Genomic DNA, 26,817 nt, shown 5'->3' with positions numbered 1-26,817 from the left:
CTGTCCTTACGAAGAGTTAGACCATGATCCCGAAAAGTGGAAACCGGTTTTCGGCAAAGATCATGGCCAACCAGAAGATCAAGATTATTCGGCGGCAGCAAGGCGTGCCGCGCGAACCCCTTGTGAAAGTCCGCTGACCAGCGTGGCGACGGCCTCGGCCGGATCGGCGGTCTTTTCGCCCTTCGGCCCGAGCACGTTGGCGACGGCATTGACAATCGCGGTGCCGACGACGACGCCGTCGGCCGACGCGCCGATGGTGCGCGCCTGCTCGGCGGTCTTGACGCCGAAGCCGACGCAGACCGGCAGGTGGGTATGGCTCTTGATGCGCTTGACCGCCGCCGCCACCTTGCCGGTGTCGGCCAGCGCCGAACCGGTGATACCGGTCATCGAAACATAATAGACGAAGCCGGAGGTGTTCTGCAGCACCTTGGACAGGCGCTTGTCGTCGGTGGTCGGCGTCGCCAGCCGGATGAAATTGATGCCGGCCTTGAGTGCCGGGATACAAAGTTCCTCGTCCATCTCAGGCGGCAGGTCGACGACGATCAGCCCGTCTATCCCGCTGGCCAGCGCATCCCTGAGGAAGCGCTCGACGCCGTAGATGTAGATCGGATTGTAATAGCCCATCAAGACGATCGGCGTTTCATTGTCGCCGGCGCGGAATTCCGAGGCCATCTTCAGCGTTTTGACCAGTGTCTGGCCGCCCTTCAGCGCCCGCAGGCCGGCCGCCTGGATCGCTGGGCCGTCGGCCATTGGATCCGAAAACGGCATGCCGAGCTCGATGATGTCGCTGCCGGCGCCGGGCAGCGCCTTCATGATCGACAGGGACGTGTCGTAGTCCGGGTCGCCGCCCATGAAATAGGTAACGAGTGCCGGTCGACCTTCGGCCTTCAGCTTTGCCATGCGGCGGTCGATACGGGTGGCCATGATCAGATCTCCATGCCCAGCATATTGGCCACCGTATGCACGTCCTTGTCGCCGCGGCCGGACAGGTTGACGATGACGATCTGGTCCTTGTCCATATCGGGCACGATCTTCACCGCCTGTGCGATGGCATGGGCCGATTCAAGCGCAGGAATGATGCCCTCGACGCGTGTCGTCAACTGGAACGCCTCCAGCGCCTCTTCGTCGAGGATCGGCACATAGTCGACGCGGCCGGAATCGCGCAGCCATGAGTGCTCCGGCCCGACGCCGGGATAGTCGAGGCCGGCCGAGATCGAGTGGCCGTCCATGATCTGGCCGTCGGCGTTCTGCAGGAGGTAGGTACGGTTGCCATGCAGCACGCCGGGCGCGCCGGCACTCATCGAGGCGCAATGCTCGATGCCGTCGAGGCCGCGGCCGCCGGCTTCGACGCCGATGATGCGCACCTGCCTGTCGTCGAGGAAGGGATGAAACAGGCCGATGGCGTTGGAACCGCCGCCGACACAAGCGATGATGGTGTCCGGCAGCCGGCCTTCCTGCTCGAGGATCTGGGCGCGCGCCTCGGTGCCGATCACCGACTGGAAGTCGCGCACCAGCTCCGGATAGGGGTGCGGGCCGGCGGCGGTGCCGATCAGGTAATAGGTATCCTCGACATTGGTCACCCAGTCGCGCAGCGCCTCGTTCATGGCGTCCTTCAGCGTGCCGTGGCCGGCGGTCACCGGCCGCACCTCGGCGCCCAGAAGCTTCATGCGAAACACGTTGGGGCTTTGCCGGGCGACATCGGTTGCACCCATATAGACTATGCAGGGAAGCCCGAAGCGCGCCGCCACTGTAGCGGAAGCGACGCCATGCTGGCCGGCACCGGTCTCGGCGATGATCCGCGTCTTGCCCATGCGCTTGGCGAGCAGGATCTGGCCGAGGCAGTTGTTGATCTTGTGCGAGCCGGTGTGGTTCAGGTCCTCGCGCTTGAAATAGACCTTTGCGCCGCCCCCGAGGCCCTTAGCCGCGGAAACCCCGCGAAGATGCCGGGTAAGGCCTTCGGCGAAATAGAGCTTCGAAGGCCGCCCGGCATAGTGCGTCGAGAGATCGGTCAGTTCTGCCTTGAAATCCGGGTCGTTCTTCACCTCGTTCCAGTGCCGCTCCAGCTCGAGGATCAGCGGCATCAGCGTTTCGGCAACGAAACGACCGCCAAAAATGCCGAACATGCCCTGCTCGTCGGGGCCGGTGCGGAAGGAATTGGGTGTCGCCGGCCTGTCCATCGCCGATCTCCTGGTCTGTGGTTTGAAGCGCGGTCAGGCGGCGCGGTTGTCGCGTGCTGTCCCGACGGCCCGGAAAAATTGTTCGATCAGCGCCGGTTCCTTGACGCCCGGCGCGCTCTCCACGCCTGAGGAAACATCTATTCCTGGCGGGTTCGCCAGCCGAAGGGCGTCGCCGATATTGCCGGCATTGAGCCCACCGGAAAGCATGTAATCGACGCCGGCGTCAAGGCCAGCCAGAACGCGCCAGTCGAAGGCGAGACCGTTGCCGCCCGGCAATTCCGAACCCTTAGGCGGCTTGGCATCGAACAGGAAACGGTCGGCAATGCCGATGAAGGGTTTGACCCGCTCGAGATCGGCAGCCTCGCTGACCGGCAGCGCCTTCATCACCGGCAAGCCGTAGCGGGCCTTCACCTCGGCCACCCGCCCGGGCGTTTCGGCGCCGTGAAGCTGCAGCATGTCGGGCTGCATCTTTTCGACGATCTCATCCAGGAACACGTCGCTGGCGTCGACCGTCACCGCAACCGCCTTAGCCTTGGTGCGCGCCGCTTCGCGCAGGCGGCCGGCTTCCGCCGGCTCGACATAGCGCGGGCTTTTGGCAAAGAAAATGAAGCCGACATGGCTGGCGCCGCCGGCCAATGCCGCAGCCAGTGCCTTGTCGGTCTTCAACCCGCATATCTTGATGTCGAGCGCCATGACGCGGGATTGGCACGAAACGGCCAAAGAGTCGAGAAAAAGCATCCTGTTTGCCGCCAGCGCGGAACGCGCTACCTTGCTAATGTAAGAGCGGAACGCGCCACCTTGCTAATACAAGAGCGCAACGCGCTACTTGCTCAGGCACAAAGGCGGGAGAACAAAGACCATGCCGGAAAAGACCGTCGCGGAACTCAGGCACAAGCTGGCGCAGGCCCATGAGGTCATCGCTCATTTGATGGACAAGGCCGCTTTCAACGGCGCCGAGGCGCACCGGGCGCTGGCCTATTTCAGCAACGACACCTTCGAGCAGGATTTCCTGCCCTGGCCGCGCCATGTCGATGAGGGGTTGCGGCCGGAGGAGTTGAACGCGGCGAATGACGATTGATCGGACAACTACTCGAACGTGATCGCCTGCAGCGCGCCGCCATTGCGCTTGAGCCAGTCCTTGCAGCGGTCAGTGTCCGGGCAAAGCTGCTCGCATAATTTCCAGAATTTCGGGCCGTGGTTCATCTCCTTGAGATGCGCCACCTCATGCGCGACGAGGTAGTTTATCACCGGCCGCGGCGCCATCATGATGCGCCAGGAAAACGACAGATTGCCCTCCGACGTGCACGATCCCCAGCGGCTCGACGTATCCTTGAAGCGGATCGCCTTGGCGCGCTTGCCGACCGCAGCACTGTGCTTGGTCACCAGCGCCTCGATCTCGCGCTTGGCTTCGCGCTTGAGGAAATCGGCGATGCGGCGCGGCAGATGCACGCGTTCGCCATGCACGATCATCAGCGGCCCGCGCTCGTCGCGGGACAGCGTGACGGTGCCGCGTTTCGACGGTTCATGGACGATGCGATGCGGCACGCCGCGCATCGGTATCTTGATGCCGGGCCGCACCTGCGGCCGATTAGGCACTTTGGCCAGCCTTTGCTCCAGCCAGTCCTGATGGCGGTCGAGGAATTTTTCGACCTCGCCGCGGCGCAGCCCCGGCGGCACGGTGATGCGCAGGCCGCGGCCGCCGGAATCGATGCGCAGCGTCAGGCGCCGCGCCCGGTCGTTCTCGACGATCTTGAGCGGCAGAGTGCGGCCGGCAACACAATGCTCGCGCTCCACGACGGGCGTGGGCTTGGGTTTCGTCGGGGTGCGAAAGAAGCCGAAGGACATTCCGGGACGATACGTGATTCGAGGGAAACGACTAGAACAAAAAAGAAACGGCGCCGCTGACGCGACGCCGTTGGATTATCTATCTGCGCACGGGACCTTACTCGTCGAGCAGGCCTGGCGCGCCGCTGGATTTGTTGTTCGTCGTCGACCCGGTGGTGGGTGACGTCGACTTGTTGCGGTTGGCCATGAAGCGGTCGAACTCGTCCTGGTCCTTGGCGCGGCGCAATTCGCGGGCATATTCGTCGAACTCGCTCAGCATCTCGTCGAGCTTGCGGCGTTCCTCGGCAAGCCGCTCGAGTTCCTTTTCGCGCCAGTCGTCGAAAGCGACGTTGCCGGTGCGGGCGGAGCCATGACCCCAGCGCGCGGCCTTGTCGGAACCGCGGCGGCAGCCGGCGAAGATGCCGTCGGTGGCGCGGTTGACGTCACGCTTGAAGCCGTCGAGCCGATCGCCCCAGATGATGTAGGCGAGCATGGCTAAGCCGAGCGGCCAGAACACCATGAACCCGATCACCATCAACGCGATGGTCGCCGGCGTCCAGGCCGGACGGATCAATGCAGATGTGTTCATTTCTCCCAATCCTTCAGTTGGAGACAGCCAAATCCGGCTGCGTTGAATCGAAATGGGATGGAGAAAACGACGATTCAAGACAGCAACCGCCAAAACCGGACAAGCGGCTGAAATGATTGTCGCTTTTTGGGCTTTCCGAGGAAAAGCACGACCAATCCGGCGATCAGGCCCCAGAACGCCGCACCGACGCCGAACAGCGTCAGCCCCGATGCGGTGACGGCGAAGGTGACGGTGGCGGCCATCCGCTCGTCCTCGTCTTTCAAGGCGATCGACAGCGCATTGGCGAGCGGCGCCATCAGCGCCAGGCCGGCGACCAGCGCGATCAGGCTCTGCGGCAATACGGCGAAGATCGCCACGAGCGAGGCGCCGAACAGGGCAAAGACGAGGTAGGCCAGCGCGTAGAACGGCCCGGTCTTCCAGCGCTCGGCTGGATCGGGATGCACGTCGGGTCCGGTGCAGATCGCCGCCGAGATCGCCGCCAGATTGGTGGTCGAGGCGCCGAACGGCGCCGTCAGCAGCGAAAACAGGCCGGTGACGCCGATCAGCGGCCCGGGTTCGGGATGATAGCCGGCTGCCCTCAGCACGGCGAGGCCGGACAGGTTCTGCGAGGCCATGGTGACGAGGTAGAGCGGCAAAGCGAGGCCGATGATCGCGGTGGCGGTGAACTGCGGCATCACCAGCGTCAAACTCGAGAGTTCCGGTGCCGGCAGACCGCCGACCCGGCCGGTGAGGAAGGCGGCGAGACCGCCGCCGATCAGCACCAACAGCACCGACAGCGCTGGGTTGAACAGGCGGATGACGAAGAACGCCGCAACCAGCGGCAGGATCAGCCACGGGTCGACGGGAACGGTTTTCACCGCATTGATGGCGAAGGTGACGACGATGCCGGCCAGCATTCCGGACGCGACCGAAGCCGGTATCCTGGCGATCAGCTTGGTCAAGGGCCGGAACATGCCTGTGGCGATCAGCAGGACCGCGGTGACGATGAAGGCGCCAACCGCCTCGCCCATCGAAAAGCCGGTCGATGCAGCGATCAGCGCCACGCCCGGCGTCGACCAGGCGGTGATGACCGGCATTTTTGTGCGCCAGGACAGCCACAGGCTCTCGATCGCCATCGCCAGGCAAAGCGCCGTCGCCCAGCTTGCGGTCTCAACCTGCGTTGCGCCGACCGCCTTGGCGGCGGCGATGACGATGGCCAGCGTACCGCCGAAGCCGACGATCGCCGCCACAAAGGCAGACATCGGAATGGAAATGCGCATGTCCTTATCCCGCCTGCCGCACCATCGCGTCCACCGCCCGCACCAGCATGTCGAGATCCTGAGGCCGCGACAGACGGTGGTCGCCGTCCGGAATGAGCGACAGCGTGACGTCGTCGGCCGGCAGCAGGCTGACCAGCTTCAGCGCATGGCTCGACGGCACGTCGGGATCGGCCAGTCCTTGCAGGATGTGGACCGGGCAGTGCGTGTCGATCGGCCCGGTCATCACCCGGTTGCTGCGGCCGTCCTCGATCAGAGCGCGCGTGTAGATGTAAGGCTCGGCTGAATAATCCGACGGCTCTTCGAAAAAACCCTTTTTTCTGAGGTCGCGCTTCTGCGCCCCGGTCAGCACCGGCTCCACCAGTTCGAACGTGAAATCAGGCGCCGGGGCCAGCAGCACAAGGCCGGCGACACTGTTCTCGCCCGCCTTGCGCAATTCCTGCACCATACGCAGCGCGATCCAGGCACCCATCGACGAGCCGACCAGGATTTGCCTGCCCTGGGTGAAGCGACGGTAAACGGCCAGGCTCTCGTCCAGCCATTTCGAGATGGTGCCGTCGGCAAAGGCGCCGCCTGACTCGCCATGGCCGGAATAATCGTGGCGCAGGAAGGCCCGGCCTTCTTTGCGCGTCCATTCCGACAGGGCTTCGGCCTTGGTGCCCAGCATGTCGGATTTGTAGCCGCCAAGCCAGACGATGCCGGGCTCGGCACCTGCCGCATGCCTGACGGCGATGCTCGTCCCGTCGACGTCCAGGAAGATCGGGGTGGTGGTCATGGTGTATTCCCTCACGCCGGTCTTTTGGCACAGCAAGGCATTCAACGAAAAGTGCTCTGCTACTTTCTTCGCTTGGTGCAGAGGAGCATTCATCGAGCAGGTGATTTCCTGAGAATGCTGTGCTATTGACTCCGACCGCGCGCTCACCACATTGCGCGTTCGCAATTCTGAACTGAAGAACCCCTTAACGAAACGGCTCAAGGAGACCACGACCATTCGCAGACCTTTCAAAGCAGCGGCGCCCACCAAGGAAGGCCCGCGCTCCAACCGTGACATCCGGGTTCCCCGGGTCCAGCTAATCGACGCCGAAGGCCAGAACCGCGGCGATGTCTCCATCAACGACGCATTGCTGCTCGCCGAAGAGGCTGGGCTCGATCTGGTCGAGATATCGCCCAATGCAGTGCCGCCCGTCGTAAAGATCCTCGATCTCGGCAAGCTGAAATACGCCAACCAGAAGAAGGCGGCCGAGGCGCGCAAGAACCAGAAGGTCATCGAGATCAAGGAGATCAAGATGCGCCCGAACATCGACAGCCACGACTATGAGACCAAGATGAAGGCCGTCCGGCGCTTTTTCGAGGAAGGCGACAAGGTCAAGCTGACATTGCGCTTCCGCGGTCGCGAGATGGCGCATATGGAACTCGGCATGCAGCTTCTGAACAAGGTTCGCGAGGAAGTGGCGCCCATCGCCAAGGTCGAAGCCGAACCGAAGCTCGAAGGCCGCCAGATGATGATGGTGCTGGCGCCCCGCTAAGGCGCGTTGCGCTTTAGTTCTGTGCATGTCGTTGTCCCAAAACCGCGGCGCACTTTTGGGCGACATGCATTAAATCCGCCTGAATCATGTTGCAAGGCGTCCCGGCGATCGGCGGGGCGCCTGTTTTCTTGGCCAGACGCTGCTATCGCCGGCGAGAGCAAAGACGCTCTGGTTCCCTCGACGATCGGATTCCCGGCATGGTCAATGACGTCAAGCATTCGGAAGCCAAATACGGGCTGGGCAGCTACCAGCACACGCGCAGGATGGTGCTTGCCGTCGTCGTCGTCGTCCTGTTCGCGATGCTTTTGTTCGGGCAGTCGATTTTTCCGCCCGATACGCCAGTGCATGAGACGATCGAAATGCTCGGCATCCTGCTGATCTTTCTCGGCATCGTCGGGCGCTTGTGGTCGACGCTCTATATCGGCGGCCGCAAATCCTCCGAAGTGGTGACCGGCGGACCCTATTCGATCACCCGCAACCCGCTCTATGTCTTCTCTACTTTAGCTGCTGCCGGTGTTGGCGCACAGATCGGCTCCATCACCGCCACGATCGGCTTCGGAGCGCTCTGCGCGGGTGCCTTTTACATCGTTATCCTGCGCGAGGAGAAATTCCTCAAGGAGGTTCTCGGCGCGCCATACCAGGCCTACCTGGCGGAAGTGCCGCGCTTCTTTCCGAAGCTGTCGCTATATCAGGAAGGCGACACCGGCGGCTTCAAGCCGCGCCTGCTGCGGACCACGCTGCTGGACGGTCTGGTCTTCCTGGTTGCCTTGCCGGCTTTCGAACTGATCGACGGCGCCCAGCAGTCCGGCATATTGCCGGTGCTGTTCCGTTTCCCGTGAGTACAGTGTTGCTGAGTACAGCGTTGCTGAGCACGGGGTGTTGCGCGCGCCCCCGCTTTGACGTATAGGACCGCCGTTCCCAAAAAACCGCCCGGCAGGGCATGCCGTGGCGGTTTCATTTGCTTTTCGGGCTTTGGTCGGCCTGAAGCGAACAAAAAGCGCATTGGTGCGCATATAAACGGAGTAGCAAAATGCCCAAGATGAAGACCAAATCGGCCGCCAAGAAGCGGTTCAAGATCACAGGTACGGGTAAAGTTCTGTCGGCTGCGGCCGGCAAGCGTCACGGCATGATCAAGCGTTCCAACAAGTTCATTCGAAATGCCCGCGGCACGATGGTTCTGGCTGAACCGGATGGCAAGAAGGTCATCAAGAATTTTCTGCCGAACGGCCTCTAGGGCATGATGCCAAAAAGTTGCAGACTTTTTGGAAACATCATGCGCCAAAATAAGAGCATTCGGTCTGGACACGCATTTGTTTTACGCAATTCCGAACGGAAAACCGCTAGGCACTTTTCCTGGAATTGCTTTTAAGGAGATCATGACATGGCACGCGTAAAGAGAGGCGTCACCTCGCACGCCAAGCACAAGAAGGTCCTGAAAGCCGCCAAGGGTTTCTACGGCCGCCGCAAGAACACCATCCGCATCGCCAAGCAGGCGGTGGAAAAGTCGATGCAGTACGCCTATCGCGACCGCAAGAACCGCAAGCGTTCGTTCCGCGCGCTGTGGATCCAGCGCATCAACGCGGCGACGCATGAGCATGGCCTGACCTATGGCCGCTTCATCGACGGTCTCAACAAGGCCGGCATCGAGATCGACCGCAAGATCCTGTCGGACATGGCCATCCACGAGCCGCAGGCCTTCGCCGCACTCGTGGCCAAGGCCAAGGTTGCGCTCGAATACCTCAAGAATACCACGCCGAATGCTTTTGAAAGCGCTGTCGCTTAAGACCAGCGCTTCCCAAGCTATTCGACACTTGATTTGGGAAACCCGCGCTGGCAGGGCTGGCGCGGGTTTTTCTTTGCTTCCAATCGGATCTGGAACATGAGTGACATGGAAACTCTCGAAAATTCCCTGATGGCCGAGATTGCCTCGGCCGCCGATGAGCAGGCGATCGAGGCGGTGCGTGTCTCGGCACTCGGCAAGAAGGGCTCGGTTTCCGAGATACTGAAGACACTCGGCTCGATGAGCGCCGAGGAGCGCCAGGTCAAAGGCCCGGCAATCAACGGCCTCAAGAACCGCGTCACCGAGGCACTTTCTGTTCGCCGCGCCGAGCTGAAGGACGCGGCGATTACGGCCCGTCTCGCCGCCGAGAAGGTCGACGTGACGCTGCCGGTCAGGCAATCGCCGGCCGAGCGCGGCCGCATCCATCCGATCAGCCAGGTTATCGACGAGATCGCGGCGATCTTCGGCGATCTCGGCTTTGCCATCGCCGAAGGTCCCGACATCGAGACCGACTATTACAATTTCACCTCGCTGAACTTCCCGGAAGGCCATCCGGCGCGCGAGATGCACGACACCTTCTTCTTCCAGCCGGACGAGCAGGGCGAGCGCAAGCTTTTGCGCACCCACACCTCGCCGGTGCAGATCCGCACCATGGAGATGCAGGGGCCGCCGATCCGCATCGTCATTCCTGGCAAGACCTACCGGCAGGATTCCGATGCCACCCACTCACCGATGTTCCATCAGGTCGAGGGGCTGGTGATCGACAAATCGGCCAACGTCGCCAACATGAAATGGGTGCTGGAGGAGTTCTGCAAGGCCTTCTTCGAGGTGCCGAGCGTCAAGATGCGCTTCCGGCCGTCCTTCTTCCCGTTCACCGAGCCCAGCCTCGAGGTCGACATCCAGTGCGACCGTTCGCGGCCGGGCGAAGTGCGCTTCGGCGAGGGCTCAGACTGGATGGAGATCCTCGGCTGCGGCATGGTCCATCCCAATGTGCTCCGTTACGGCGGCCTCGATCCCGACGAATATCAGGGCTTTGCCTGGGGCATGGGCATCGACCGCATCGCCATGCTGAAATACGGCATGCCAGATCTGCGCGCCTTCTTCGACGCGGATGTGCGCTGGCTGTCGCATTACGGTTTTAGGCCGCTCGACATGCCGACGCTGTTCGGGGGCTTGAGCGCGTGACAACCGGGCCGCAGCAAATCCGCGGGCAGCTCGCCTTCCTGCACATGTCCGACGCGCGGCCGCATAGCTTCAAGTGCAGCGTGCCCAGACCAGACGGAACACAGTCATGAAACTTACCCTCTCCTGGCTCAAGGATCACCTCGAGACCGACGCCTCGCTGGCGGAAATCGTCGAGCGTCTCACCTCGATCGGCCTCGAGGTCGAGCATGTCGACGACCGGGCGAGCCTGGCCCCCTTCGTCATCGCCAAGGTGGTGACGGCGGTCCAGCATCCCGACGCCGACCGGCTGCGCGTGCTGACCGTCGACACCGGCGACGGCAGGGCGCCGGTGCAGGTTGTGTGTGGAGCGCCGAACGCCCGCGCCGGCCTGATCGGCGCCTTTGCAGCACCGGGCACCTATATTCCCGGCATCGACGTGACGCTGACCGTCGGCAAGATCCGCGGCGTTGAAAGCCACGGCATGATGTGCTCCGAGCGCGAGCTCGAATTGTCAGAAGAGCATGACGGCATCATCGACCTGCCGGCCGATGCGCCGGTCGGCACCAGCTTCGCAGCCTATGCCCATCTCGACGACCCGCTGATCGAGATCAATTTGACGCCGAACCGGCCGGATGCGACCAGCGTCCATGGCATCGCCCGCGATCTGGCGGCGAGCGGGCTCGGCACGCTGAAGAGCGCGCCGATAGAGCCGGTCCCCGGCAAGGGCGAGACGCCGGTCAAGGTGACGATCGAAGCGCCGGAGCTCTGTCCCGGTTTTGCGCTGCGCCTGGTGCGCGGCGTCAAGAACGGCCCGTCGCCGAAATGGCTGCAGCAAAGGCTTCTCGCCATCGGCTTGAGGCCGATCAGCGCGCTCGTCGATATCACCAATTACGTCACCTTCGACCGCGGCCGGCCGCTGCATGTCTTCGACGCTAGGAAGGTCACCGGCAATCTCGCCGTGCGCCGGGCGCGTGACGGCGAAAAGGTGCTGGCGCTCGACGGCCGCGAATACACGCTTACGCCGGAGATGTGCGTGATCGCCGACCAGGACGGCATCGAATCGATCGCCGGCATCATGGGCGGCGAGCATTCCGGCTGCGACGAGAACACCACCGACGTGCTGATCGAGTCGGCGCTTTGGGACCCGATCGCGACCGCCCGCACTGGCCGCACGCTCGGCATCATCACCGATGCACGCTATCGGTTCGAGCGTGGCGTCGACCCGGAAATGATGATTCCCGGCGTGGAGCTGGCGACGAAGCTGGTGCTCGATTTCTGCGGCGGCACGCCGGCGCAAACTGAAGTCGTCGGCTATGCCGGCCATCAGCCGAAGATCGTCTCGTTTCCGTTGTCGGAAGTGAAGCGGCTGACCGGCATCGAAGTGCCGCGCTCGACGAGCCTCGACATTCTTGCCCGCCTCGGCTTCGAGCCGGAGGGCACGGGCGATGTCGTCAATGTGGCGGTCCCGTCCTGGCGGCCGGATGTCGCCGGCAAGGCCGACCTGGTCGAGGAGGTCATGCGCATCCACGGCGTCGACAATATCGCGCCGCAGCCGCTCGGCAGCCACGACGCGGTCAACGCCAAGATCCTGACTGTGCTGCAGATCCGCACCCGCGCCGCCAAACGGGCACTTGCCGTGCGCGGCATGATGGAGGCCGTCACCTGGTCGTTCATTCCGGCAAAACACGCCGAATTGTTCGGCGGCGGCCAGCAGGCGCTGAAGCTTGCCAACCCGATCGCCGCCGATATGTCCGACATGCGGCCATCACTGCTGCCGGGGCTGATCGCGGCAGCGCAACGCAATGCCGACAAGGGCATCGGCGATGTCGCGCTGTTCGAAGTGTCGGGCACTTACGAGGGCGACGGCGCCGACCAGCAGCGGCGTGTTGCCGCCGGCGTGCGGCGCGGCACCGCCAAGCTCGAGGGCTCCGGCCGCCATTGGGCCGGCAACGCCGGCGCCGTCGGCGTCTTCGATGCCAAGGCCGATGCGATCGCAGCACTCGAAGCCTGCGGCGCGCCGGTCGAGCGGCTGCAGATCGAGGCCGGCGGCCCGGCCTGGTATCATCCCGGCCGCTCCGGCACGATCAAACTCGGGCCGAAGGTCGTGCTCGGCACCTTCGGCGAATTCCATCCGAAGACGCTGGAGGGACTAGACGTCTCCGGCCCGCTCTGCGGTTTCGAAGTGTTCATCGATGCCGTGCCCGAGCCGAAGGCCAAGCCGACGCGGACAAAGCCAAGGCTCGATCTGTCCGCCTTCCAGGCGGTCAAGCGCGACTTCGCCTTCGTCGTCGACAAGGCGGTCGAAGCCGGCACACTCGTTCGCGCTGCCCTTGCCGCCGACCGGAAGCTGATTTCCGGTGTCTCGGTGTTCGATGTTTTCGAGGGTGCAGCGCTCGGCGCGGCGAAGAAATCGATCGCCATCGAAGTGTCGATCCAGCCGGTCGAAAAGACGCTGACCGACGAGGATTTCGAGGCATTGGCCAAGCGCATCGTCGAGAATGTCGGCAAACAGACCGGCGGCGTGCTGCGCGGCTGAGCTTGCGGACACATGGCGAATCGCCCTCCAAAGGGCGATGAACCATTTGCGCTATTCGGGGCTGCCCTTCGAGGAACAGCGTGCAGCCTTTCTCGATATCGTCTCAACCGATCCGCTGGTCGGCGAGACGCTGTCGCGGGTACGGGTGCTGGGCCTCCCCGACTGGCTGGTCGTGTCCGGCGCGCTTTACAACAGCGTCTGGAATCATCTGACCGGCAAGCCCTCGGGGTACGGCATCAGGGATGTCGACCTGTTCTATTTCGATGAGAGCGATCTGTCCTATGAGGCCGAGGACACGGTCATCCGCCGGGCGGCGGAGCATTTCGAAGGGCTGGCGTTGCCGGTCGAAGTGCGCAACCAGGCGCGGGTGCATCTGTGGTTTGAGGCGCGCTTTGGCGGTTCCTTTCCCAGACTGTCGTCGTCCGCCGAGGCGCTTTGCTATTTCGCGTCGAAGACGCATGCGGTCAGCGTCCGCTTCGGCAACCACGGCCAGCTGGAGCTCGTCGCGCCGTTCGGGCTCGACGACATCTTTTCATTTCGAATTACGCCGAACCGGGCACTGGACAATCGGCAGACGCACGAGACGAAGGGCGCTCGCGCAAGGGAGAACTGGCCGGAGATCAGTGTCGTGCCTTGGTAGGAAATGTCGGCGCGAGGCACCCCCTCTGTCCTGCCGGACATCTCCCCCTCAAGGGGGGAGATCGGCAGCTTCGCCGTCCTACCCCTCTTTCAACGTTGGTGATTGGCGAAAATCGAAGTGACATCCAATCTCCCCCCTTGAGGGGGAGATGTCCGGCAGGACAGAGGGGGGTGCCTCGCGCCGAGGTCTCACAACACTTTGCGTCGCGTGTTACTCGCAAACAGGGCGCCGAAACGCCCCGTTTCGATTGCGCTGTCGATTGCCGTTCACCCATTGACCAGCGCCAGCAGCTCTTCGGTGTAGCGCTTGCCCACCACCTTCTCCGGCGACAGGGCGTCGCCGATGGACGCCACTTCGGCCTGGCTCAGCACGATATCGGCTGCCGCCGTATTCTGCTCCAGATGGCGGATTTTTCGCGCACCAGGGATCGGCACAATGAAATCGCCCTGGTGCAGCACCCAGGCGAGCGCCAGCTGCGCCGGCGTCACGCCCTTCTCGGCGGCCATCTTTTCCAGCACGGCGACGACCGCCGCATTGGCCGCCATGGCGTCGGCCTGGAAGCGCGGCAACCCGCGGCGCCAGTCGTCGGCGCCGAGAACATCGGGCTTGGCGATCGTGCCGGTGAGCAGGCCGCGGCCGAGCGGGCTATAGGGGACAAAGCCGATGCCGAGCTCGCGGCAGACGGCCAAGACCTCTTCCTCCGGATCGCGGGTCCACAGCGAATATTCGCTCTGCACGGCGGCGATCGGATGCACGGCATGCGCCCGGCGGATGGTCGCCGCACTCGCCTCCGACAGGCCGAGCGCCCGCACCGTGCCCTCGCGCACCAGCTCGGCCATGGCGCCGACCGTATCCTCGATCGGCACGTTGGGATCGACGCGGTGCTGGTAGTAGAGGTCGATAACCTCCGTATCCAGCCGCTTCAACGACGCTTCGGCAACCGCCTTGACGTGTTCGGGACGGCTGTCGACGCCGGCCATGCGCTCCATGCCGCTGCCTTCTTCGAGGATCTTGAAGCCGAATTTGGTTGCGATCGTCACCTTGTCACGCACCGGCTTCAGCGCCTTGCCGACCAGGACCTCGTTCTCGTAGGGGCCATAGACTTCGGCCGTGTCGAAGAAATTGACGCCGATCTCGACGGCGTGGCGCAGCGTGGCAATCGCCTCCGCCTCCGGCTGGCCGCCATAGGCAAAGCTCATCCCCATGCAGCCGAGGCCGACCGGGTAGACGTCGAGTTCATTGCCAAGCTTGCGGGTTTGCATCACGTGTCTCCTTGTTGTGATGGTTGTGATGCGGCAGAGATAGCGTCTTGCGCTGCGTTCGATAATCGGCTCTCATCTGCACGGGCTGTTCCAAGAAATAGATCAATGAAGCGAACCCATCTTTCACAGCTCGCTGTGCTGGCAACGGTCGCCCAATGCGGCAGTTTTCGCGGTGCCGCCAAGGAGCTGGCAATCGCGCCATCCGCGGTCAGTCATGCGGTTTCCAGCCTCGAAGCGCGCCTCGGCGTCCGCCTTCTGGCGCGCAGCACGCGCAGCGTCGCGCCGACCGAGGAGGGCGCGCAGCTGCTCGAGCGTCTCAGGCCGGCGCTGTCGGAGATCGACCTGGCGCTGGAATCGGCGATCGAGGCACGCGACCGGCCGGCCGGCAATCTCAGGCTGACCGTGCCGCGCACCGCGGCCCACCTGGCGCTGACGCCAAGGCTCGGCGCCTTTGCCGCCGCCTATCCGGACATCGTGCTGGAGATCGTCATCGAGGACCGCTTCACCGATATGGTCGAGGGCGGCTTCGATGCCGGCGTGCGGCTGGGCGAGAGCCTGCAGCGCGACATGATCGCCGTGCGCATCGGGCCGAACCTCCGCGGCGCCGTGGTCGGCGCGCCGTCCTATTTCAAGACCAGGCCCAGGCCGCTGCATCCGCACGATCTTGCCGCTCACCGCTGCATCCGTTTCCGCTTCTCCAGCGGCATTCTCTACCGATGGGAATTCGAGAAAAACGGCGAGGAGATGGAGATGGCGGTACAGGGGCCGCTGATCCTCGACGAGGACCATCTGATTGCCAACGCCGCGGTAGATGGCGCCGGGCTTGCCTTCGTGTTCGAGGATTATGTCCGCGATGCGCTCACCACCGGCAAGCTCATGCGCGTGCTGGAGGACTGGTGCCCGCCTTTCGACGGCTTCTTCGTCTATTATCCCAGCAGCCGCCAGATGCGGCCGGTGCTCAGGGCCTTTGTCGATTTCTTCAAGGTCGGCGAGTAAGCCAACCCTCCCCACAAGGGAGAGGTGGAAGAAAGCCGACCTGGCATTCGTTCACCGAACATGTCAGCACTGCCCAAAAACCAGCCGACCGGCTACGGCTGGACGGCGATCATCCTTCACTGGCTGATCGCGGCGCTCTTTATCGGCCAGTTCCTGCTCGGCTTCGTCATGGTGCGGCTCGCCAGCCAGCGCACCGCCTTCGAGCTGATCCAGCTGCATAAATCCTTCGGCTTCTTGCTGCTTGGGCTGGTCATCCTGCGCATCGCCTGGCGCCTTGGCAGACCGGCCCCGCCGCTGCCGCGCTCGGTCGGCCCTTTCGAGCGCCGCACGGCGCCGCTGGTCCATCTCGCGCTTTATGCGTTTCAGCTCGCTCTGCCGCTGTCCGGCTGGGCGCTGGTCTCGGTCTCGGTGCTGGAGATCCCGAGCGTGCCGTTCAATCTGTTTGTTATGCCCAATCTGCCGCTTGGCGAATCGGACGTGGCTGAAAGCTTCTGGGCAGCGACGCACTGGTATCTCGCCTATGCCGGCATCGGCCTTGTCGCTTTGCATCTGGCCGCAGCGCTGCGCCACCATTTCTGGCTGAGGGATACCGTGCTGACGCGCATGATCACGGCTTCGTCACATCGCGACACGGAATAGAGCGGGCGGCTCATTCGTTGATGGGGCGAGCACGCAAGAAAGCGTTGCCTGCCAAGAGGACCATTTCCATGTACGCGCGCATCTTCGGATTTGCGGCTACCGCCGCTTGTTTTGCCATGCCTGTTTTCGCCGCCGTTGCCCTTGGCGACGCGGCCGGCAGCTACACCATCAGTCCGGGGAGTTCCAGCATCCACTTCTCCATCGCCAAGCTCGGCGGCGGCGGGCTCGACGGTGCTTTCTCCCGCTTCAAGGGCAGTATCCTCATCGACAACAGCGCAGTCGGCCGCTCCCAAGTCAATTTCACTATCTTCCCCGAAAGCGTCGGTACCGGCCAAAGCCGCATCGATGCCTTTCTCCGCTCGGACGCAGTCTTCGACGCGGCCAACAATCCGGAGATCCAGTTCCGTTCGACCAGCGTCAAACGGACCGGCGACACGTCAGCCCTTGTCACCGGCCGGCTGACGGCGCGCGGCAAGACCTTTCAGGAAAAATTCACGGCCGAGCTTGGCGGCCTCAAGGCGGGCACGATAAAATTCCACGTCACCGGCAAGGTGTTGCGGTCGCGCTATGGCATGGATGTCGGCACGCCGATTTATTCCAACGTCGTCGACTTCGACATGACGCTGACGGGTAGAAGGGGATAGCCTTTGCAGAACCTGGGTTCCTCGCCCCCGCAAAGCGGGGGAGAGGTGGCCCGGCGAAGCCGGGACGGAGAGGGGGACGACGGCCGCCAAGCCAGAATCCTGCAGGGGCAGGGCGCGGACTGATTATGGTGCGAAGCCCATAACGGGCGCGTGAACAGCCAATTCGGCCGCCGCAAGGCCCCTCTCCGTCTCGGGCTTCGCCCGAGCCACCTCTCCCCACTTCGTGGGGCGAGGAACCCAGGTTCCGCAAGGGCGCCGGCATCCGGACAAGCCGCAGACGATCGCCCTGTTCGCCGCCATGCTCCCGCATTGGCTTTTCTCTTGAATTAGGGCAAACCTCCAGGCCTGCAATCGAGAGGAGAAAGCTGATGTTCCGATGGGGTGTTTTGTCGACGGCCAAGATCGGCCGCGAGCAGCTTTTGCCGGCAATCGTCGAGGCGGAAAATGGCGTGCTGTCGGCGATCGCCAGCCGCGATCTGTCGAAAGCCCGGGCACTCGGTGAACGCTTCGGCGCGCGCCACGCTTTCGGCTCCTATGAGGAGCTGCTCGCCTCCAGCGACATCGACGGCGTCTACATTCCGCTGCCGACCTCGCAGCATGTCGAATGGACGGCCAAGGCGATCGAGGCCGGCAAGCATGTTCTGGTCGAAAAGCCGCTGGCGCTCGATGCCAAGGACATTCCGCCGCTGATCAAGCTGCGCGATGCCAGGAAGGTTCTGGTCTGCGAAGCCTTCATGGTCGTCTACCATCCGCAATGGATCAAGGTGCGCGAGCTGATCGCCAACGGCGCCATCGGCCGGCTGCGCCATGTCCAGGGCGCGTTCTCCTATTACAATGTCGATCCCAACAACATGCGCAACAAGCTCGATCTCGGCGGTGGCGCGCTGCCCGACATCGGCGTCTATCCGACGGTGTCGACACGCTTTTCGACCGGCAAGGAACCGCTGCGCGTCGAGGCGACGATCGAGCGCGACAAGACATTCGGCACCGACATCTATTCCTCGATCCGCGCCGATTTCGGCGACTTCGAGCTGTCCTTCTACCTGTCGACGCAGATGGCGGCGCGGCAGGTGATGGTGTTCCACGGCGAGAAGGGCTTCATCGAGGTGTTCTCACCGTTCAACGCCGGGCTCTACGACCATCACCGCGTCGAGCTGCACAACCAGAACCACAGCGAGGCGCAGGTGTTCCGCTTTCCCGGCACGCAGCAGTACCGGCTGGAAGTCGAGGCCTTCGCGCGGGCTGCGCAGGGCGGCAAGGACCGAGTCTTCACCCTGGAAGAATCGGTGCTCAACCAGAAGGTCATCGATGCCGTCTTCCGCGCCGGCGAGAAGGAAGGCTGGGAGGCAGTCTAGGCCGGCCGTGATCCCACAACGGGACCGGTTTTTGGACGAGATCATGGCCAAATAAAATGCCCGACGACGCGGATGTGATCATTGTCGGCGCCGGCCTTGCCGGTCTTGTCGCGGCGGCCGAACTGACTGCGGCCGGCAAGAAGGCCATCATCGTCGAGCAGGAGCCGGAACAGTCGCTTGGCGGCCAGGCATTCTGGTCGCTCGGCGGCATCTTCCTTGTCGATTCGCCCGAACAGCGGCGCATGCGCATCCGGGATTCGTATGAGCTGGCGCTCGAGGACTGGCTGGGCACCGCAGCCTTCGATCGCGCGGAAGATCTCTGGCCCCGCCGCTGGGCCGAGGCCTATGTCGGCTTCGCCGCCGGCGAGAAGCGTTCCTGGCTCATGCAGCGCGGCCTGAAATTCTTTCCGGTGGTCGGCTGGGCCGAACGCGGCGGCGGCAATGCCGTCGGCCACGGCAATTCGGTGCCGCGCTTCCACATCACCTGGGGCACCGGGCCTGGCGTGCTCGAACCGTTCGTGCAGCGCGTGCGCGAGGCCGTCAAGCGTGGGCTGATCCGCTTCAAATTCCGTCACCGGGTCAACGAATTGACCCGGACGGGCGGCGTCGTCAACGGCGTGCGTGGCGACCTATTGGCGGCGAGCGATGCCGAGCGCGGCCGCAAGAGCTCGCGCGAGATCGCCGGCGATTTCGAGCTGAAGGCGCAGGCCGTCATCGTCGCCTCCGGCGGCATCGGCGCCAATCACCAGCTGGTTCGGGAGAATTGGCCGCAGCGGCTGGGTGCGCCGCCGAAACGCATGATCACCGGCGTTCCCGATTATGTCGATGGCCGCATGCTGGCGATCGCCGAGGCTGCCGGCGGCAGGCTCATCAACCGCGACCGCATGTGGCACTATGTCGAGGGCGTCAGGAACTGGGCACCGATCTGGACCGATCATGCGATCCGCATCCTGCCCGGCCCGTCATCGCTGTGGCTCGATGCGCGCGGCAAACGCCTGCCGGTGCCGCTCTATCCCGGCTTCGATACGCTGGCGACGCTCAGCCGTATCATGAGCACCGGATACGACTATTCCTGGTTCATCCTGACCAAAAAGATCATCCAGAAGGAGTTCGCGCTGTCGGGCTCCGAGCAGAACCCCGATCTGACGGGGAAAAGCTGGCGCCAGGTGCTTGGCCGCGCCACCAGCGGCGTGCCCGCGCCGGTCAGGGCGTTCATGGAGAAGGGCGATGATTTCATCGTCGAGCCCGAGCTGCCGGCGCTGGTCGCCCGCATGAACGCATTGGCCGGCGGCGAGCCGCTGCTCGAACTGGGGCAGGTCGAGCGCGAAATCCGCGCCCGCGACCGGCAGCTCGACAATCCGTTCTCCAAGGACATGCAGATCACCGCGCTGCGCGGTGCGCGCGCCTATCTCGGCGACCGGCTCATCCGCACCGCAAGGCCGCACAAGCTGCTCGATCCCGCCAATGGCCCGCTGATTGCCGTCAGGCTCAGCATTCTGACCCGCAAGACGCTCGGCGGGCTTGAGACGGACCTCGACAGCCGCGTGCTGGGCGCCGGCGGCCAACCGGTCGAGGGGCTGTACGCGGTGGGCGAGGCCGCCGGTTTCGGCGGCGGCGGCATGCACGGCTATGCAGCGCTCGAAGGCACGTTTCTCGGCGGCTGCATCTTTTCCGGCCGCAGCGCTGGACGGGCGGCGGCACGCGCGGTGGGGTGAAACAAGGCCCGCCGGCGGCCGTTGCGCCAAGGTGGCGGTCGCACCGAATGGCCAACTTCCCTTAGGCGAAGGGCTGCAAATTGACGTCCTGAAGTTTGGAACCGGCAAGCAAAGCCTCGAGCACCTGCTTCTTGAGATACAGGCACTGCGAACGGGCAAGTTTGACGATGCCGGAAACGTCGCCTGCCTCGCAGGCAAGAACCAGTTCCTTTTGCTGGGCGATGATCAACTGGGTGAAGTCGCGCGACTTGAACCCGAGGTGGAGAACCCGCGCCGACTGGTCGAGTATCTGGTCCAGCAGATGCGCCAGCCGCAGATTTCCCGAGAGCTCCGCAAGGGCCAGACGAAAGGCACGATCGGCCGCAAGGAACGCAATTTGACTGCGTAGCGTCTCCGGCTTCAGCACTTTTTTTGCTGCCAGCCTGATGTCCTCCAGCCCGCGCTCGGTCATGTTCGATGCCGCCACCCTGAACACTTCCGGTTCGATCAAGCTACGGACATCGAAGATCTCGTTGACATCGCGCAGGCTGAGCGTCGCGACGACGTAGCCACGGCGCGGCTCGCTCCTGACCAGCCCTTCCTGCATCAGGCGGGCCAGCGCGGCGCGGATGGTCGCCTTTTTGATCAGGTATCGATCGCCGATCTGTTTCTCAGTCAGCGCTTCGCCGGGGCGCAGCACGCAGGCAATGATGTCGTTCCTCAGCTGCTCATATGCCTGTTCCCTGCGAAGGACGTCGGCGGCTGACAGTGCTGTCGCCTCGACCGTGGCCGGCCTTGCCGGTTCGGCGGTCAACTTCGTCGTTTTCATATTTTGTCCGTCTGGCTGTCCGGTTGACGCTGGCATCGGCATTCGCTAGCGTGAGCATCTCAGATTGAAAATATGAGCATCTCAGGGAGGATAACTGATATGCCTTTGCCCGCCAACTCGCCTCTCTACGCCGTTGCCGACGATATCGTCAATGCCGCGAAGGGGCCAAATCCCCTCGAAGCGGTAAGGACGGTCCTGGGCGACTACACCAACCGTTTTCACGCATCGGGAACACTCGCTCACGAAGAAGACGACGACGAGGTTCTTTTGTATGCGAGCCTGAACCTGACGATCTATCACATCACGCTGTCGCCCGGCCTGCAGTACCCGCCCCATAACCACCTGATGGATGCCTTGATCGGCATCTACAAGGGCAGCGAGACGAACCTCATCTATCCCGTTGCCGGCAGCGAACTCGATGTTCCCGAAAGGCAGGACATCGCAGCGCCTGCCGTGGTGCATCTGGCGTCAAATACCGTGCATGCGGTTGCGAATACCGGCAGCGCGCGATCGGGTGCCCTGCATGTCTACCTCGGCGATCTCACACGAACCCACCGCCAGCTGTGGAGCCCGGAAAGCAACCAGGCCGAACCGTTTGACAATGACCGCTACCTCGCCGGCGCTCGGCCTATTCAGCAGTCCGGGCACGAATGAGCGCGGGGGCGCCGCGGCGGCAAAGTCGGCAGTGATCAGCGAACCCGTCGGAATCGCGTCACACTTGTCACTCTCGCCAATCCGCTATCGCCCCTATCCTGGCTCACGACCCAACACGTCGCGCCTGCGGCGACAAACCAGCAAGGGAGATGCATAATGACGGCACATCAGAATGGCACAGGCGAGCAGACGACGCGGCTCGCGATGAAGACACCACCGGTCGTTTCGCCTGACGCGTGGGAAGCCGCGCGCCAGCAACTGCTCGTGAAGGAGAAGACGGTGACCCGGGCTCGCGACGCACTGGCCGCCGAGCGCCGGCGGATGCCGTGGATGGCGGTGGAGAAGACCTATACGTTCGAAGGGCCCGACGGAAAGGTGAGCCTGCTCGACCTGTTCGAGGGCCGCCGCCAGCTGATCGTCTACCGCGCCTTCTTCGAGCCCGGCGTATTCGGCTGGCCCGACCACGCTTGCCGCGGCTGCTCGCTGGGGGCCGATCAGGTCGGCAACCTCGCCCATCTGAACGCCCGCGACACCACGCTTGCCTACGCCTCGCGCGCACCGCAGGCCGACATTGCGCGGCTGAAGGCGCGGATGGACTGGAAGATGCCCTGGTACACCATCACCGACAGCTTCGATGCCGATTTCGGCGTTGACGAGTGGCACGGCCATAACGTGTTCATCCGCGACGGTGATCGCGTGTTCCGTACCTACTTCATCAACAACCGCGGCGACGAGGCGATGGGGACCGTATGGAGCTATCTCGACCTGTCGCCGCTCGGCCGCCAGGAGGTTTGGGAAGATTCGCCCGAGGGCTATCCCCAGACGCCGACGTACAAGTGGTGGAACTGGCACGACAATTACGGCGCCGAGGCCGTTCCCGACAAAAAGTGGGTCGAGGTGTCGGACGCCGGAGAGGCCGCGTTCCGGAACCGCACCGAATAGAACGTCTTTGGCGTCGCGGAAATATGGCTAGGACAAACGGAGGAGCGGGATGCACGGTTCAATTCGACCGCATCCCGCTCACTACCAGGGACAACGGACATGAGCGAGATTCATGCGGGCGGATCCGCCGGCGATCCGAGCCCGGCCGGCCATGGCGTAGCCGATTGGCTGTCCTTTGCGGCCGCGCCGACCTTCGCAACCATGGCGCTGCTGACGCTTCTCGGCGGAGCGCCGGATATGATGTGCTCGACCGGCCAAGAGGCGTCACCGCTGGGCGGCATGGTCCCGATGTACCTGCTGATGAGCGCCTTTCATTTGGGACCTTGGCTGAAGCGGGTTTCCGGCCGGCGACGCCGCCGCAAATAGAGCTGTACCGGCCGACAAAGGCCCGTTCTGGTCGGGAAGACATCCCTCACCAGATCCACTCGCCCCTTCCCAAAACCGCTACCGCATCGACAATCCGGGTAAAGCTCGAGCGGGCGCGGCCGGCCGTGTGCCTGGCGCGCAAATAGCCGTGCACCAGTCCCGGCTCCTCGAACCACCAGGCGCGCCCGCCTGCAGCAACGATGCGGTCGCGATAGGCTTCGCCGTCCGACGACAGCGGGTCGCATTCGGCGGTGATCACGACGGTAGGCGGCAGATTGGCAAAGTCGGCGTCGGCGAGCGGCGACAAGGTGAGATCGCCGGTCCGGTCCTCGCCACCGGTCCTGATGTCCTTGTAGAAAACGAGGTCGCGCACGTTAAGCATCGGCGCTTCCGCGTGGCTGACATAGGAACCGGCGGAGCTGTCGCCGCCAAGGCCGGGATAGACCAGGATCTGGCCGATCGGCTTGCGCGCATGGCCGCGAGTCGCGTGGCTGACGGACGCGGCGAGATTACCGCCGGCACTGTCGCCGCACAGCAGGATAGGCCGCTCGTAAGTGGTCGACGCCCATTCGAAGGCGCTGATGGCATCGTCGAAGGCGGCCGGATGAAGGTGTTCCGGCGCCAGCCGGTAGTCGACCGAAACCACTTCATAGCCGGTGCGGCTGCAAAGCTCGGCACAGAGGTCGTCATGGCTGTCGAGCCCGCCGAGCATAAAACCGCCGCCATGGAAATAAAGCACCATCGCCGCCGCTTCTGGGGCCGGGGCGCGGTAGATGCGGATTGGAACCTGATGCCACGGCGTGGCAATGGCGGTGGTTTCCGCCGTGACGCCTTGGGGATAGCCGGCAAAGAACTCGCGGCACATCCGGTTATAGATCTCGCGCTGCTCGGCGATGGTGTAGTCGATCGTATCGGGCGGATAATAGGAATTGGTCCGCTCGATGAAGGCCCAGGTCTCGGCGTCGATGAGTTTCTTGTAGTCAGTCATGGGCGCTGAATGGATTGCAATGAATCCGCCTGAACACCTTTGAGGGGGAGATGTCCGGCAGGACAGAGGGGGTGAGCGCCATCATTCCCGCAATACCACTACTTCCCCTTCCACACCGGATCGCGTTTTTCGGCAAAGGCGCGAAAGCCCTCGAGATTGTCCTCCGAGCCGTAGAGCGCGTCAACCGTCGGCAGTTGCCGGCGCGTCACCCGGTTCATGGCGTCCTGGAAGGTCAGCGATTCTGCGACCCGGGCCGTTTCCTTGATCGCAGCGAAGACCAGCGGCGGGCCGCTGGCAAGCAGCCGGGCGATCTCCCAAACGCGGTCCTCCAGCCTGTCCTTGGGCAGTACTTCGTTGACCAGTCCCCAGCGATACGCCTCGGCGACATCCATCCAGCGGCCGGTGAGCAAAAGGTCCATGGCTACATGGTAGGGGATACGCTTCGGCAGCTTGATCGTCGCCGCATCGGCCAGCGTGCCGGCCCGGATTTCGGGCAGGGCGAAGGAGGAATGATCCGACGCATAGATGAGGTCGCAGGACAGCGCCAGCTCGAAGCCGCCGCCGACAGCCATGCCGTTGACGCAGGCGATCACAGGTTTGTTGAGATCGCGCAGTTCCTGCAAGCCGCCGAACCCGCCGACGCCATAATCGCCGTCGACCGCATCGCCGCCGGCCGCGGCCTTCAGATCCCATCCGGCGCAGAAGAACTTGTCGCCTGCGGTCTTGACGATGGCGACGCGCAAATCCGGATCGTCGCGAAACGCCTTGAACGTCTCGCCCATCAGCCGCGACGTCTTCAGGTCGATGGCGTTGGCCTTGGGCCGGTCGAGCGTCACTTCGAGGATCGTGCCCTCGCGGCGGGTGGTGATGATTTCAACCATTCTTCTTGTCTCCAAGCACCAGCAGCGCATCGGCGATCCAGGCGCCCTTGCCCTCGGTGCAGACGATCAATGGATTGATGTCGAGCTCCTCGATCTCGCCGGCGTTTTGCTGCACGAAAGCGGCAATGCCTGATATCGCATCGATTGCCGCTGCGACATCGGCCTTCGGCCGACCGCGATAACCGTCGAGCAGCGGGAACAGTTTCAGCCCGCGCAAAGCGGCCTCGATATCGTCGCGGGTCGCCGGCAGCATCAGCGTGACGCTGTCGCGCAACAGCTCGACCAGCACGCCGCCGGTGCCGAGCGTCATCACGGCGCCGAACATCGGGTCGCGAGTGAAGCCGACGAGCAGCTCGGCGACGCCGTCGCGCACCATGCGCTCGACATAAAGCCCGGTACCGAGCGGGCCGAGGTCATGGGCGGCGGTGCTGACCGATTCGGCATCCCTCAAATTGAGCCGGACCGCATCGAGCTCGGACTTGTGGATGACGCCAAGAGCCTTCAACGCCACCGGGAAGCCGAGCGCCATCGAGGAGATGACAGCTTCGACCGCGTTGCCGGCGCGCTCGCCCTTCGGCACGGAGAGCCCGGCCTCGATGAGCCGCGCCTTCGCCTCGGCCTCGTCGGGCGTGACATGGTCGCCGGCCGGCGCGCCGGACGCCGAGGTGTCGATCGGCTGCGCCTGCGGCTCGCGCCACGCCCAGCCGATGAAGGCTGCCGCCTGGGCGGCGTCCATGGCCTCGGAAATGCCGAATAGCGGCACCATGCCGCGCGCCATCAGGCCGGCAGTATATTCCTCGGGCAAGTTCTCCGGCAGCGAGGACACGATCGCGCCTTGCGCCTTGTTGGTCTTCAGTGCCGCTTCGAAGGCGCGCAGCGTCGCCCACCAGTCGGTGTCCGAACAGCGGTCGGGGCGGGGGAAATCGAGCACCAGCATGTTGAGGTCGAAGCCGCCCGACACCATGGCGGTGAAGGTGGCGGTCATCGCCGGCTCGTTGTTCCAGATGAAGGTGTGGTAATCGAGCGGGTTGGCCACCGCGACCAACGGCCCGAGCGTCGATTTGACATGCGCGCGGTGCTCGGCGGTGAGAGGCGGAAGCGTCACCCAGCGGCCTTCGGCGCTGTCCGCCATCACCGATGCCTCGCCACCCGAACAGCTCATCGACGACAGCCGGTAGCCGGGCAGGGGACCGGTGACGTGCAGCAGCTTCAGCGCCTCGATGAAGGCCGGGATCGAATCGACGCGGGCGATGCCGAGCCGCTTCAGGAACGCGCCGGACGCCGCGTCCGAGCCGGCCAGCGACGCGGTATGCGAGACTGTCGCCTGCCGCGCCTGCTCGGAGCGGCCGACCTTCATGGCGATGACAGGCTTCTTCAGCTCGCGCGCCCGTGCCGCCAGCCTTTCGAAGTCGGCTACCGAATCGAAGGCCTCGATATGCAGGCCGAGCGCGGTAACGCGCTCGTCCTCGATCAGGCCGAGCGCCATTTCGGAAAGCCCGGTCTGCGCCTGGTTGCCGGCGGTCATCAGAAAGGCGATCGGCAGGCCGCGCTTCTGCATCGTCATATTGATGGCGATGTTCGACGACTGGGTGATGATGGCAACGCCGCGGCCGCCTTCTGGCAGCCTGATGCCGCCATGCTGGTCGGGCCACAAAAGCGCGCCGTCGGCGTAATTGATCAGCCCATAGCAGTTCGGCCCGATGATTGGCATCCGGCCCGCCGCCGCGACCAGCTCGGCCTGCAGCCGCTCGCCGTCCTCGTCATAGGCCTCGGTTTCGAGGAAACCGGCGGCAAAGCAGACCGCACCGCCGGCGCCGCGTTCGGCCAGCGCCTTGACCACTTCGATGGTCAAGTGCCGGTTGACGCCGATGAAAGCGGCATCCGGCGCACCGGGCAATTCGGCCACCGAGCGATAGGCCTTGCGGCCGGCGACCTCGGCCTTGCTCGGATGCACCGGCCAGATCTCGCCGGCAAAGCCCATCTTGATCGATTGTGCGACGACGGCGGCGGCCTGCGCACCACCGAAGACAGCTATCGATTTCGGCCGCAGAAGACGTTCAAGCCTGTGCATTGTC

28 protein-coding genes are annotated in these 26,817 nt (G+C 63.9%); 16 read left to right on the top strand and 12 right to left on the bottom strand.

Features of this window, described 5'->3' with window-relative positions:
- Positions 1-84: 84 nt before the first annotated feature.
- Genes trpA through RQ479_RS19690 form a run of 3 tightly spaced genes read right to left on the bottom strand, consistent with a single transcriptional unit; the run spans position 85 to position 2,870 of the window.
- Positions 85-924, bottom strand: coding sequence for a tryptophan synthase subunit alpha (gene trpA, locus RQ479_RS19700; protein ID WP_376702301.1), 840 nt, complete (start codon positions 922-924; stop codon positions 85-87).
- A 2-nt stretch (positions 925-926) separates the two neighbouring features.
- Positions 927-2,177: a tryptophan synthase subunit beta gene (trpB, locus tag RQ479_RS19695; RefSeq protein ID WP_352464646.1), complete on the bottom strand. Its 1,251-nt coding sequence runs from the start codon at positions 2,175-2,177 to the stop codon at positions 927-929.
- Between the two features lie 33 nt (positions 2,178-2,210).
- Complete coding sequence (locus RQ479_RS19690; RefSeq protein ID WP_352464786.1) at positions 2,211-2,870, bottom strand: phosphoribosylanthranilate isomerase; 660 nt, start codon at positions 2,868-2,870, stop codon at positions 2,211-2,213.
- Between the two features lie 166 nt (positions 2,871-3,036).
- Here RQ479_RS19690 and RQ479_RS19685 point away from each other — a divergent pair, with 166 nt between their 5' ends.
- On the top strand, positions 3,037-3,255 hold the full coding sequence (locus tag RQ479_RS19685; RefSeq protein ID WP_352464644.1) for a hypothetical protein: 219 nt from the start codon (positions 3,037-3,039) through the stop codon (positions 3,253-3,255).
- Between the two features lie 8 nt (positions 3,256-3,263).
- Here RQ479_RS19685 and RQ479_RS19680 read toward each other — a convergent pair whose 3' ends face one another.
- The 4 genes from RQ479_RS19680 to RQ479_RS19665 form a co-directional block, all read right to left on the bottom strand.
- Positions 3,264-4,022: a M48 family metallopeptidase gene (locus RQ479_RS19680; RefSeq protein WP_352464642.1), complete on the bottom strand. Its 759-nt coding sequence runs from the start codon at positions 4,020-4,022 to the stop codon at positions 3,264-3,266.
- 97 nt (positions 4,023-4,119) lie between these two features.
- A complete protein-coding gene (locus RQ479_RS19675; protein WP_352464641.1) occupies positions 4,120-4,590 on the bottom strand; it encodes a DUF2852 domain-containing protein in 471 nt (156 codons plus the stop codon).
- Between the two features lie 74 nt (positions 4,591-4,664).
- The gene (locus RQ479_RS19670) at positions 4,665-5,849 is read right to left on the bottom strand and encodes a benzoate/H(+) symporter BenE family transporter (RefSeq protein WP_376702300.1); all 1,185 of its coding nucleotides are present in this window, start codon (positions 5,847-5,849) and stop codon (positions 4,665-4,667) included.
- A gap of 4 nt (positions 5,850-5,853) precedes the next feature.
- On the bottom strand, positions 5,854-6,621 hold the full coding sequence (locus tag RQ479_RS19665; RefSeq protein WP_376702299.1) for an alpha/beta hydrolase: 768 nt from the start codon (positions 6,619-6,621) through the stop codon (positions 5,854-5,856).
- Between the two features lie 214 nt (positions 6,622-6,835).
- On the opposite strand from RQ479_RS19665, the gene infC reads away from it, so the two are divergent.
- The 7 genes from infC (at position 6,836) to RQ479_RS19630 (ending at position 13,492) form a co-directional block, all read left to right on the top strand.
- Entirely contained in the window at positions 6,836-7,372 is a 537-nt protein-coding gene (gene infC / locus RQ479_RS19660; protein ID WP_023677573.1) for a translation initiation factor IF-3, read from the top strand.
- A 197-nt stretch (positions 7,373-7,569) separates the two neighbouring features.
- A complete protein-coding gene (locus RQ479_RS19655) occupies positions 7,570-8,211 on the top strand; it encodes a methyltransferase family protein (protein WP_376702298.1) in 642 nt (213 codons plus the stop codon).
- 191 nt (positions 8,212-8,402) lie between these two features.
- Complete coding sequence (rpmI, locus tag RQ479_RS19650; protein ID WP_006201248.1) at positions 8,403-8,606, top strand: 50S ribosomal protein L35; 204 nt, start codon at positions 8,403-8,405, stop codon at positions 8,604-8,606.
- Between the two features lie 147 nt (positions 8,607-8,753).
- Positions 8,754-9,155, top strand: coding sequence for a 50S ribosomal protein L20 (rplT, locus tag RQ479_RS19645; RefSeq protein ID WP_352522431.1), 402 nt, complete (start codon positions 8,754-8,756; stop codon positions 9,153-9,155).
- A 96-nt stretch (positions 9,156-9,251) separates the two neighbouring features.
- Positions 9,252-10,337, top strand: coding sequence for a phenylalanine--tRNA ligase subunit alpha (gene pheS / locus RQ479_RS19640; protein ID WP_376702297.1), 1,086 nt, complete (start codon positions 9,252-9,254; stop codon positions 10,335-10,337).
- A 106-nt stretch (positions 10,338-10,443) separates the two neighbouring features.
- A complete protein-coding gene (pheT, locus tag RQ479_RS19635; protein ID WP_376702296.1) occupies positions 10,444-12,852 on the top strand; it encodes a phenylalanine--tRNA ligase subunit beta in 2,409 nt (802 codons plus the stop codon).
- Between the two features lie 37 nt (positions 12,853-12,889).
- Positions 12,890-13,492, top strand: coding sequence for a nucleotidyltransferase family protein (locus RQ479_RS19630; protein ID WP_376702295.1), 603 nt, complete (start codon positions 12,890-12,892; stop codon positions 13,490-13,492).
- A gap of 266 nt (positions 13,493-13,758) precedes the next feature.
- Here the strand turns inward: RQ479_RS19630 and RQ479_RS19625 are convergent, their stop codons facing one another.
- Complete coding sequence (locus RQ479_RS19625; protein WP_376702294.1) at positions 13,759-14,754, bottom strand: aldo/keto reductase; 996 nt, start codon at positions 14,752-14,754, stop codon at positions 13,759-13,761.
- Between the two features lie 105 nt (positions 14,755-14,859).
- Between RQ479_RS19625 and RQ479_RS19620 the strand changes: the two genes are divergently transcribed.
- The 5 genes from RQ479_RS19620 to RQ479_RS19600 all read left to right on the top strand — a co-directional run bounded on the left by RQ479_RS19620 (position 14,860) and on the right by RQ479_RS19600 (position 20,103).
- On the top strand, positions 14,860-15,750 hold the full coding sequence (locus RQ479_RS19620) for a LysR substrate-binding domain-containing protein (protein ID WP_376702293.1): 891 nt from the start codon (positions 14,860-14,862) through the stop codon (positions 15,748-15,750).
- Between the two features lie 60 nt (positions 15,751-15,810).
- The gene (locus RQ479_RS19615) at positions 15,811-16,389 is read left to right on the top strand and encodes a cytochrome b (RefSeq protein WP_376702292.1); all 579 of its coding nucleotides are present in this window, start codon (positions 15,811-15,813) and stop codon (positions 16,387-16,389) included.
- 68 nt (positions 16,390-16,457) lie between these two features.
- Positions 16,458-17,033 carry a YceI family protein gene (locus tag RQ479_RS19610; RefSeq protein WP_376702291.1) on the top strand — a complete coding sequence of 192 codons (576 nt, stop codon included), beginning with the start codon at positions 16,458-16,460 and terminating at the stop codon, positions 17,031-17,033.
- A 368-nt stretch (positions 17,034-17,401) separates the two neighbouring features.
- Positions 17,402-18,388, top strand: a complete 987-nt coding sequence (locus tag RQ479_RS19605; protein ID WP_376702290.1) for a Gfo/Idh/MocA family protein — start codon at positions 17,402-17,404, stop codon at positions 18,386-18,388.
- 56 nt (positions 18,389-18,444) lie between these two features.
- Complete coding sequence (locus RQ479_RS19600) at positions 18,445-20,103, top strand: FAD-binding dehydrogenase (protein WP_376702289.1); 1,659 nt, start codon at positions 18,445-18,447, stop codon at positions 20,101-20,103.
- 61 nt (positions 20,104-20,164) lie between these two features.
- On the opposite strand, the gene RQ479_RS19595 is transcribed toward RQ479_RS19600, so the two are convergent.
- A complete protein-coding gene (locus tag RQ479_RS19595; RefSeq protein ID WP_376702288.1) occupies positions 20,165-20,911 on the bottom strand; it encodes a GntR family transcriptional regulator in 747 nt (248 codons plus the stop codon).
- 99 nt (positions 20,912-21,010) lie between these two features.
- Here RQ479_RS19595 and RQ479_RS19590 point away from each other — a divergent pair, with 99 nt between their 5' ends.
- From RQ479_RS19590 to RQ479_RS19580, 3 genes are all read left to right on the top strand, one after another.
- Positions 21,011-21,565, top strand: a complete 555-nt coding sequence (locus RQ479_RS19590; RefSeq protein ID WP_376702287.1) for an autotransporter — start codon at positions 21,011-21,013, stop codon at positions 21,563-21,565.
- 156 nt (positions 21,566-21,721) lie between these two features.
- Positions 21,722-22,507 (top strand): DUF899 domain-containing protein, encoded by a 786-nt coding sequence (locus RQ479_RS19585; protein ID WP_023677589.1) that lies wholly within the window; start codon positions 21,722-21,724, stop codon positions 22,505-22,507.
- A gap of 99 nt (positions 22,508-22,606) precedes the next feature.
- Positions 22,607-22,873, top strand: coding sequence for a hypothetical protein (locus RQ479_RS19580; RefSeq protein WP_376702286.1), 267 nt, complete (start codon positions 22,607-22,609; stop codon positions 22,871-22,873).
- A 46-nt stretch (positions 22,874-22,919) separates the two neighbouring features.
- Here RQ479_RS19580 and RQ479_RS19575 read toward each other — a convergent pair whose 3' ends face one another.
- The 3 genes from RQ479_RS19575 to RQ479_RS19565 all read right to left on the bottom strand — a co-directional run bounded on the left by RQ479_RS19575 (position 22,920) and on the right by RQ479_RS19565 (position 26,813).
- On the bottom strand, positions 22,920-23,861 hold the full coding sequence (locus tag RQ479_RS19575) for an alpha/beta hydrolase (protein WP_376702285.1): 942 nt from the start codon (positions 23,859-23,861) through the stop codon (positions 22,920-22,922).
- Positions 23,862-23,959: 98 nt separating this feature from the next.
- Positions 23,960-24,742 (bottom strand): carnitinyl-CoA dehydratase, encoded by a 783-nt coding sequence (locus RQ479_RS19570; protein WP_376702284.1) that lies wholly within the window; start codon positions 24,740-24,742, stop codon positions 23,960-23,962.
- Entirely contained in the window at positions 24,735-26,813 is a 2,079-nt protein-coding gene (locus RQ479_RS19565) for an acetate--CoA ligase family protein (RefSeq protein ID WP_376702283.1), read from the bottom strand. Before RQ479_RS19565 ends, RQ479_RS19570 begins: the two co-directional genes overlap by 8 nt.
- Between the last annotated feature and the right edge of the window lie 4 nt (positions 26,814-26,817).

The sequence above is a fragment of the Mesorhizobium sp. ISC25 genome (genome assembly GCF_042295465.1).
In the GTDB taxonomy this organism is placed as follows: domain Bacteria; phylum Pseudomonadota; class Alphaproteobacteria; order Rhizobiales; family Rhizobiaceae; genus Mesorhizobium.
Note: the sequence above shows the minus strand (reverse complement) of the source record. Positions and strands in the feature narration are given on the sequence as shown.

Excerpts from the sequence above, each read along its gene's own strand:
- trpA (WP_376702301.1), bottom strand. The coding sequence starts at position 924 with ATGGCCACCCGTATCGACCGCCGCATGGCAAAGCTGAAGGCCGAAGGT.
- trpB (WP_352464646.1), bottom strand. The coding sequence starts at position 2,177 with ATGGACAGGCCGGCGACACCCAATTCCTTCCGCACCGGCCCCGACGAG.
- RQ479_RS19690 (WP_352464786.1), bottom strand. The coding sequence starts at position 2,870 with ATGGCGCTCGACATCAAGATATGCGGGTTGAAGACCGACAAGGCACTG.
- RQ479_RS19685 (WP_352464644.1), top strand. The coding sequence starts at position 3,037 with ATGCCGGAAAAGACCGTCGCGGAACTCAGGCACAAGCTGGCGCAGGCC.
- RQ479_RS19680 (WP_352464642.1), bottom strand. The coding sequence starts at position 4,022 with ATGTCCTTCGGCTTCTTTCGCACCCCGACGAAACCCAAGCCCACGCCC.
- RQ479_RS19675 (WP_352464641.1), bottom strand. The coding sequence starts at position 4,590 with ATGAACACATCTGCATTGATCCGTCCGGCCTGGACGCCGGCGACCATC.
- RQ479_RS19670 (WP_376702300.1), bottom strand. The coding sequence starts at position 5,849 with ATGCGCATTTCCATTCCGATGTCTGCCTTTGTGGCGGCGATCGTCGGC.
- RQ479_RS19665 (WP_376702299.1), bottom strand. The coding sequence starts at position 6,621 with ATGACCACCACCCCGATCTTCCTGGACGTCGACGGGACGAGCATCGCC.
- RQ479_RS19655 (WP_376702298.1), top strand. The coding sequence starts at position 7,570 with ATGGTCAATGACGTCAAGCATTCGGAAGCCAAATACGGGCTGGGCAGC.
- rpmI (WP_006201248.1), top strand. The coding sequence starts at position 8,403 with ATGCCCAAGATGAAGACCAAATCGGCCGCCAAGAAGCGGTTCAAGATC.
- rplT (WP_352522431.1), top strand. The coding sequence starts at position 8,754 with ATGGCACGCGTAAAGAGAGGCGTCACCTCGCACGCCAAGCACAAGAAG.
- pheS (WP_376702297.1), top strand. The coding sequence starts at position 9,252 with ATGAGTGACATGGAAACTCTCGAAAATTCCCTGATGGCCGAGATTGCC.
- pheT (WP_376702296.1), top strand. The coding sequence starts at position 10,444 with ATGAAACTTACCCTCTCCTGGCTCAAGGATCACCTCGAGACCGACGCC.
- RQ479_RS19630 (WP_376702295.1), top strand. The coding sequence starts at position 12,890 with ATGAACCATTTGCGCTATTCGGGGCTGCCCTTCGAGGAACAGCGTGCA.
- RQ479_RS19625 (WP_376702294.1), bottom strand. The coding sequence starts at position 14,754 with ATGCAAACCCGCAAGCTTGGCAATGAACTCGACGTCTACCCGGTCGGC.
- RQ479_RS19620 (WP_376702293.1), top strand. The coding sequence starts at position 14,860 with ATGAAGCGAACCCATCTTTCACAGCTCGCTGTGCTGGCAACGGTCGCC.
- RQ479_RS19615 (WP_376702292.1), top strand. The coding sequence starts at position 15,811 with ATGTCAGCACTGCCCAAAAACCAGCCGACCGGCTACGGCTGGACGGCG.
- RQ479_RS19610 (WP_376702291.1), top strand. The coding sequence starts at position 16,458 with ATGTACGCGCGCATCTTCGGATTTGCGGCTACCGCCGCTTGTTTTGCC.
- RQ479_RS19605 (WP_376702290.1), top strand. The coding sequence starts at position 17,402 with ATGTTCCGATGGGGTGTTTTGTCGACGGCCAAGATCGGCCGCGAGCAG.
- RQ479_RS19600 (WP_376702289.1), top strand. The coding sequence starts at position 18,445 with ATGCCCGACGACGCGGATGTGATCATTGTCGGCGCCGGCCTTGCCGGT.
- RQ479_RS19595 (WP_376702288.1), bottom strand. The coding sequence starts at position 20,911 with ATGAAAACGACGAAGTTGACCGCCGAACCGGCAAGGCCGGCCACGGTC.
- RQ479_RS19590 (WP_376702287.1), top strand. The coding sequence starts at position 21,011 with ATGCCTTTGCCCGCCAACTCGCCTCTCTACGCCGTTGCCGACGATATC.
- RQ479_RS19585 (WP_023677589.1), top strand. The coding sequence starts at position 21,722 with ATGACGGCACATCAGAATGGCACAGGCGAGCAGACGACGCGGCTCGCG.
- RQ479_RS19580 (WP_376702286.1), top strand. The coding sequence starts at position 22,607 with ATGAGCGAGATTCATGCGGGCGGATCCGCCGGCGATCCGAGCCCGGCC.
- RQ479_RS19575 (WP_376702285.1), bottom strand. The coding sequence starts at position 23,861 with ATGACTGACTACAAGAAACTCATCGACGCCGAGACCTGGGCCTTCATC.
- RQ479_RS19570 (WP_376702284.1), bottom strand. The coding sequence starts at position 24,742 with ATGGTTGAAATCATCACCACCCGCCGCGAGGGCACGATCCTCGAAGTG.
- RQ479_RS19565 (WP_376702283.1), bottom strand. The coding sequence starts at position 26,813 with ATGCACAGGCTTGAACGTCTTCTGCGGCCGAAATCGATAGCTGTCTTC.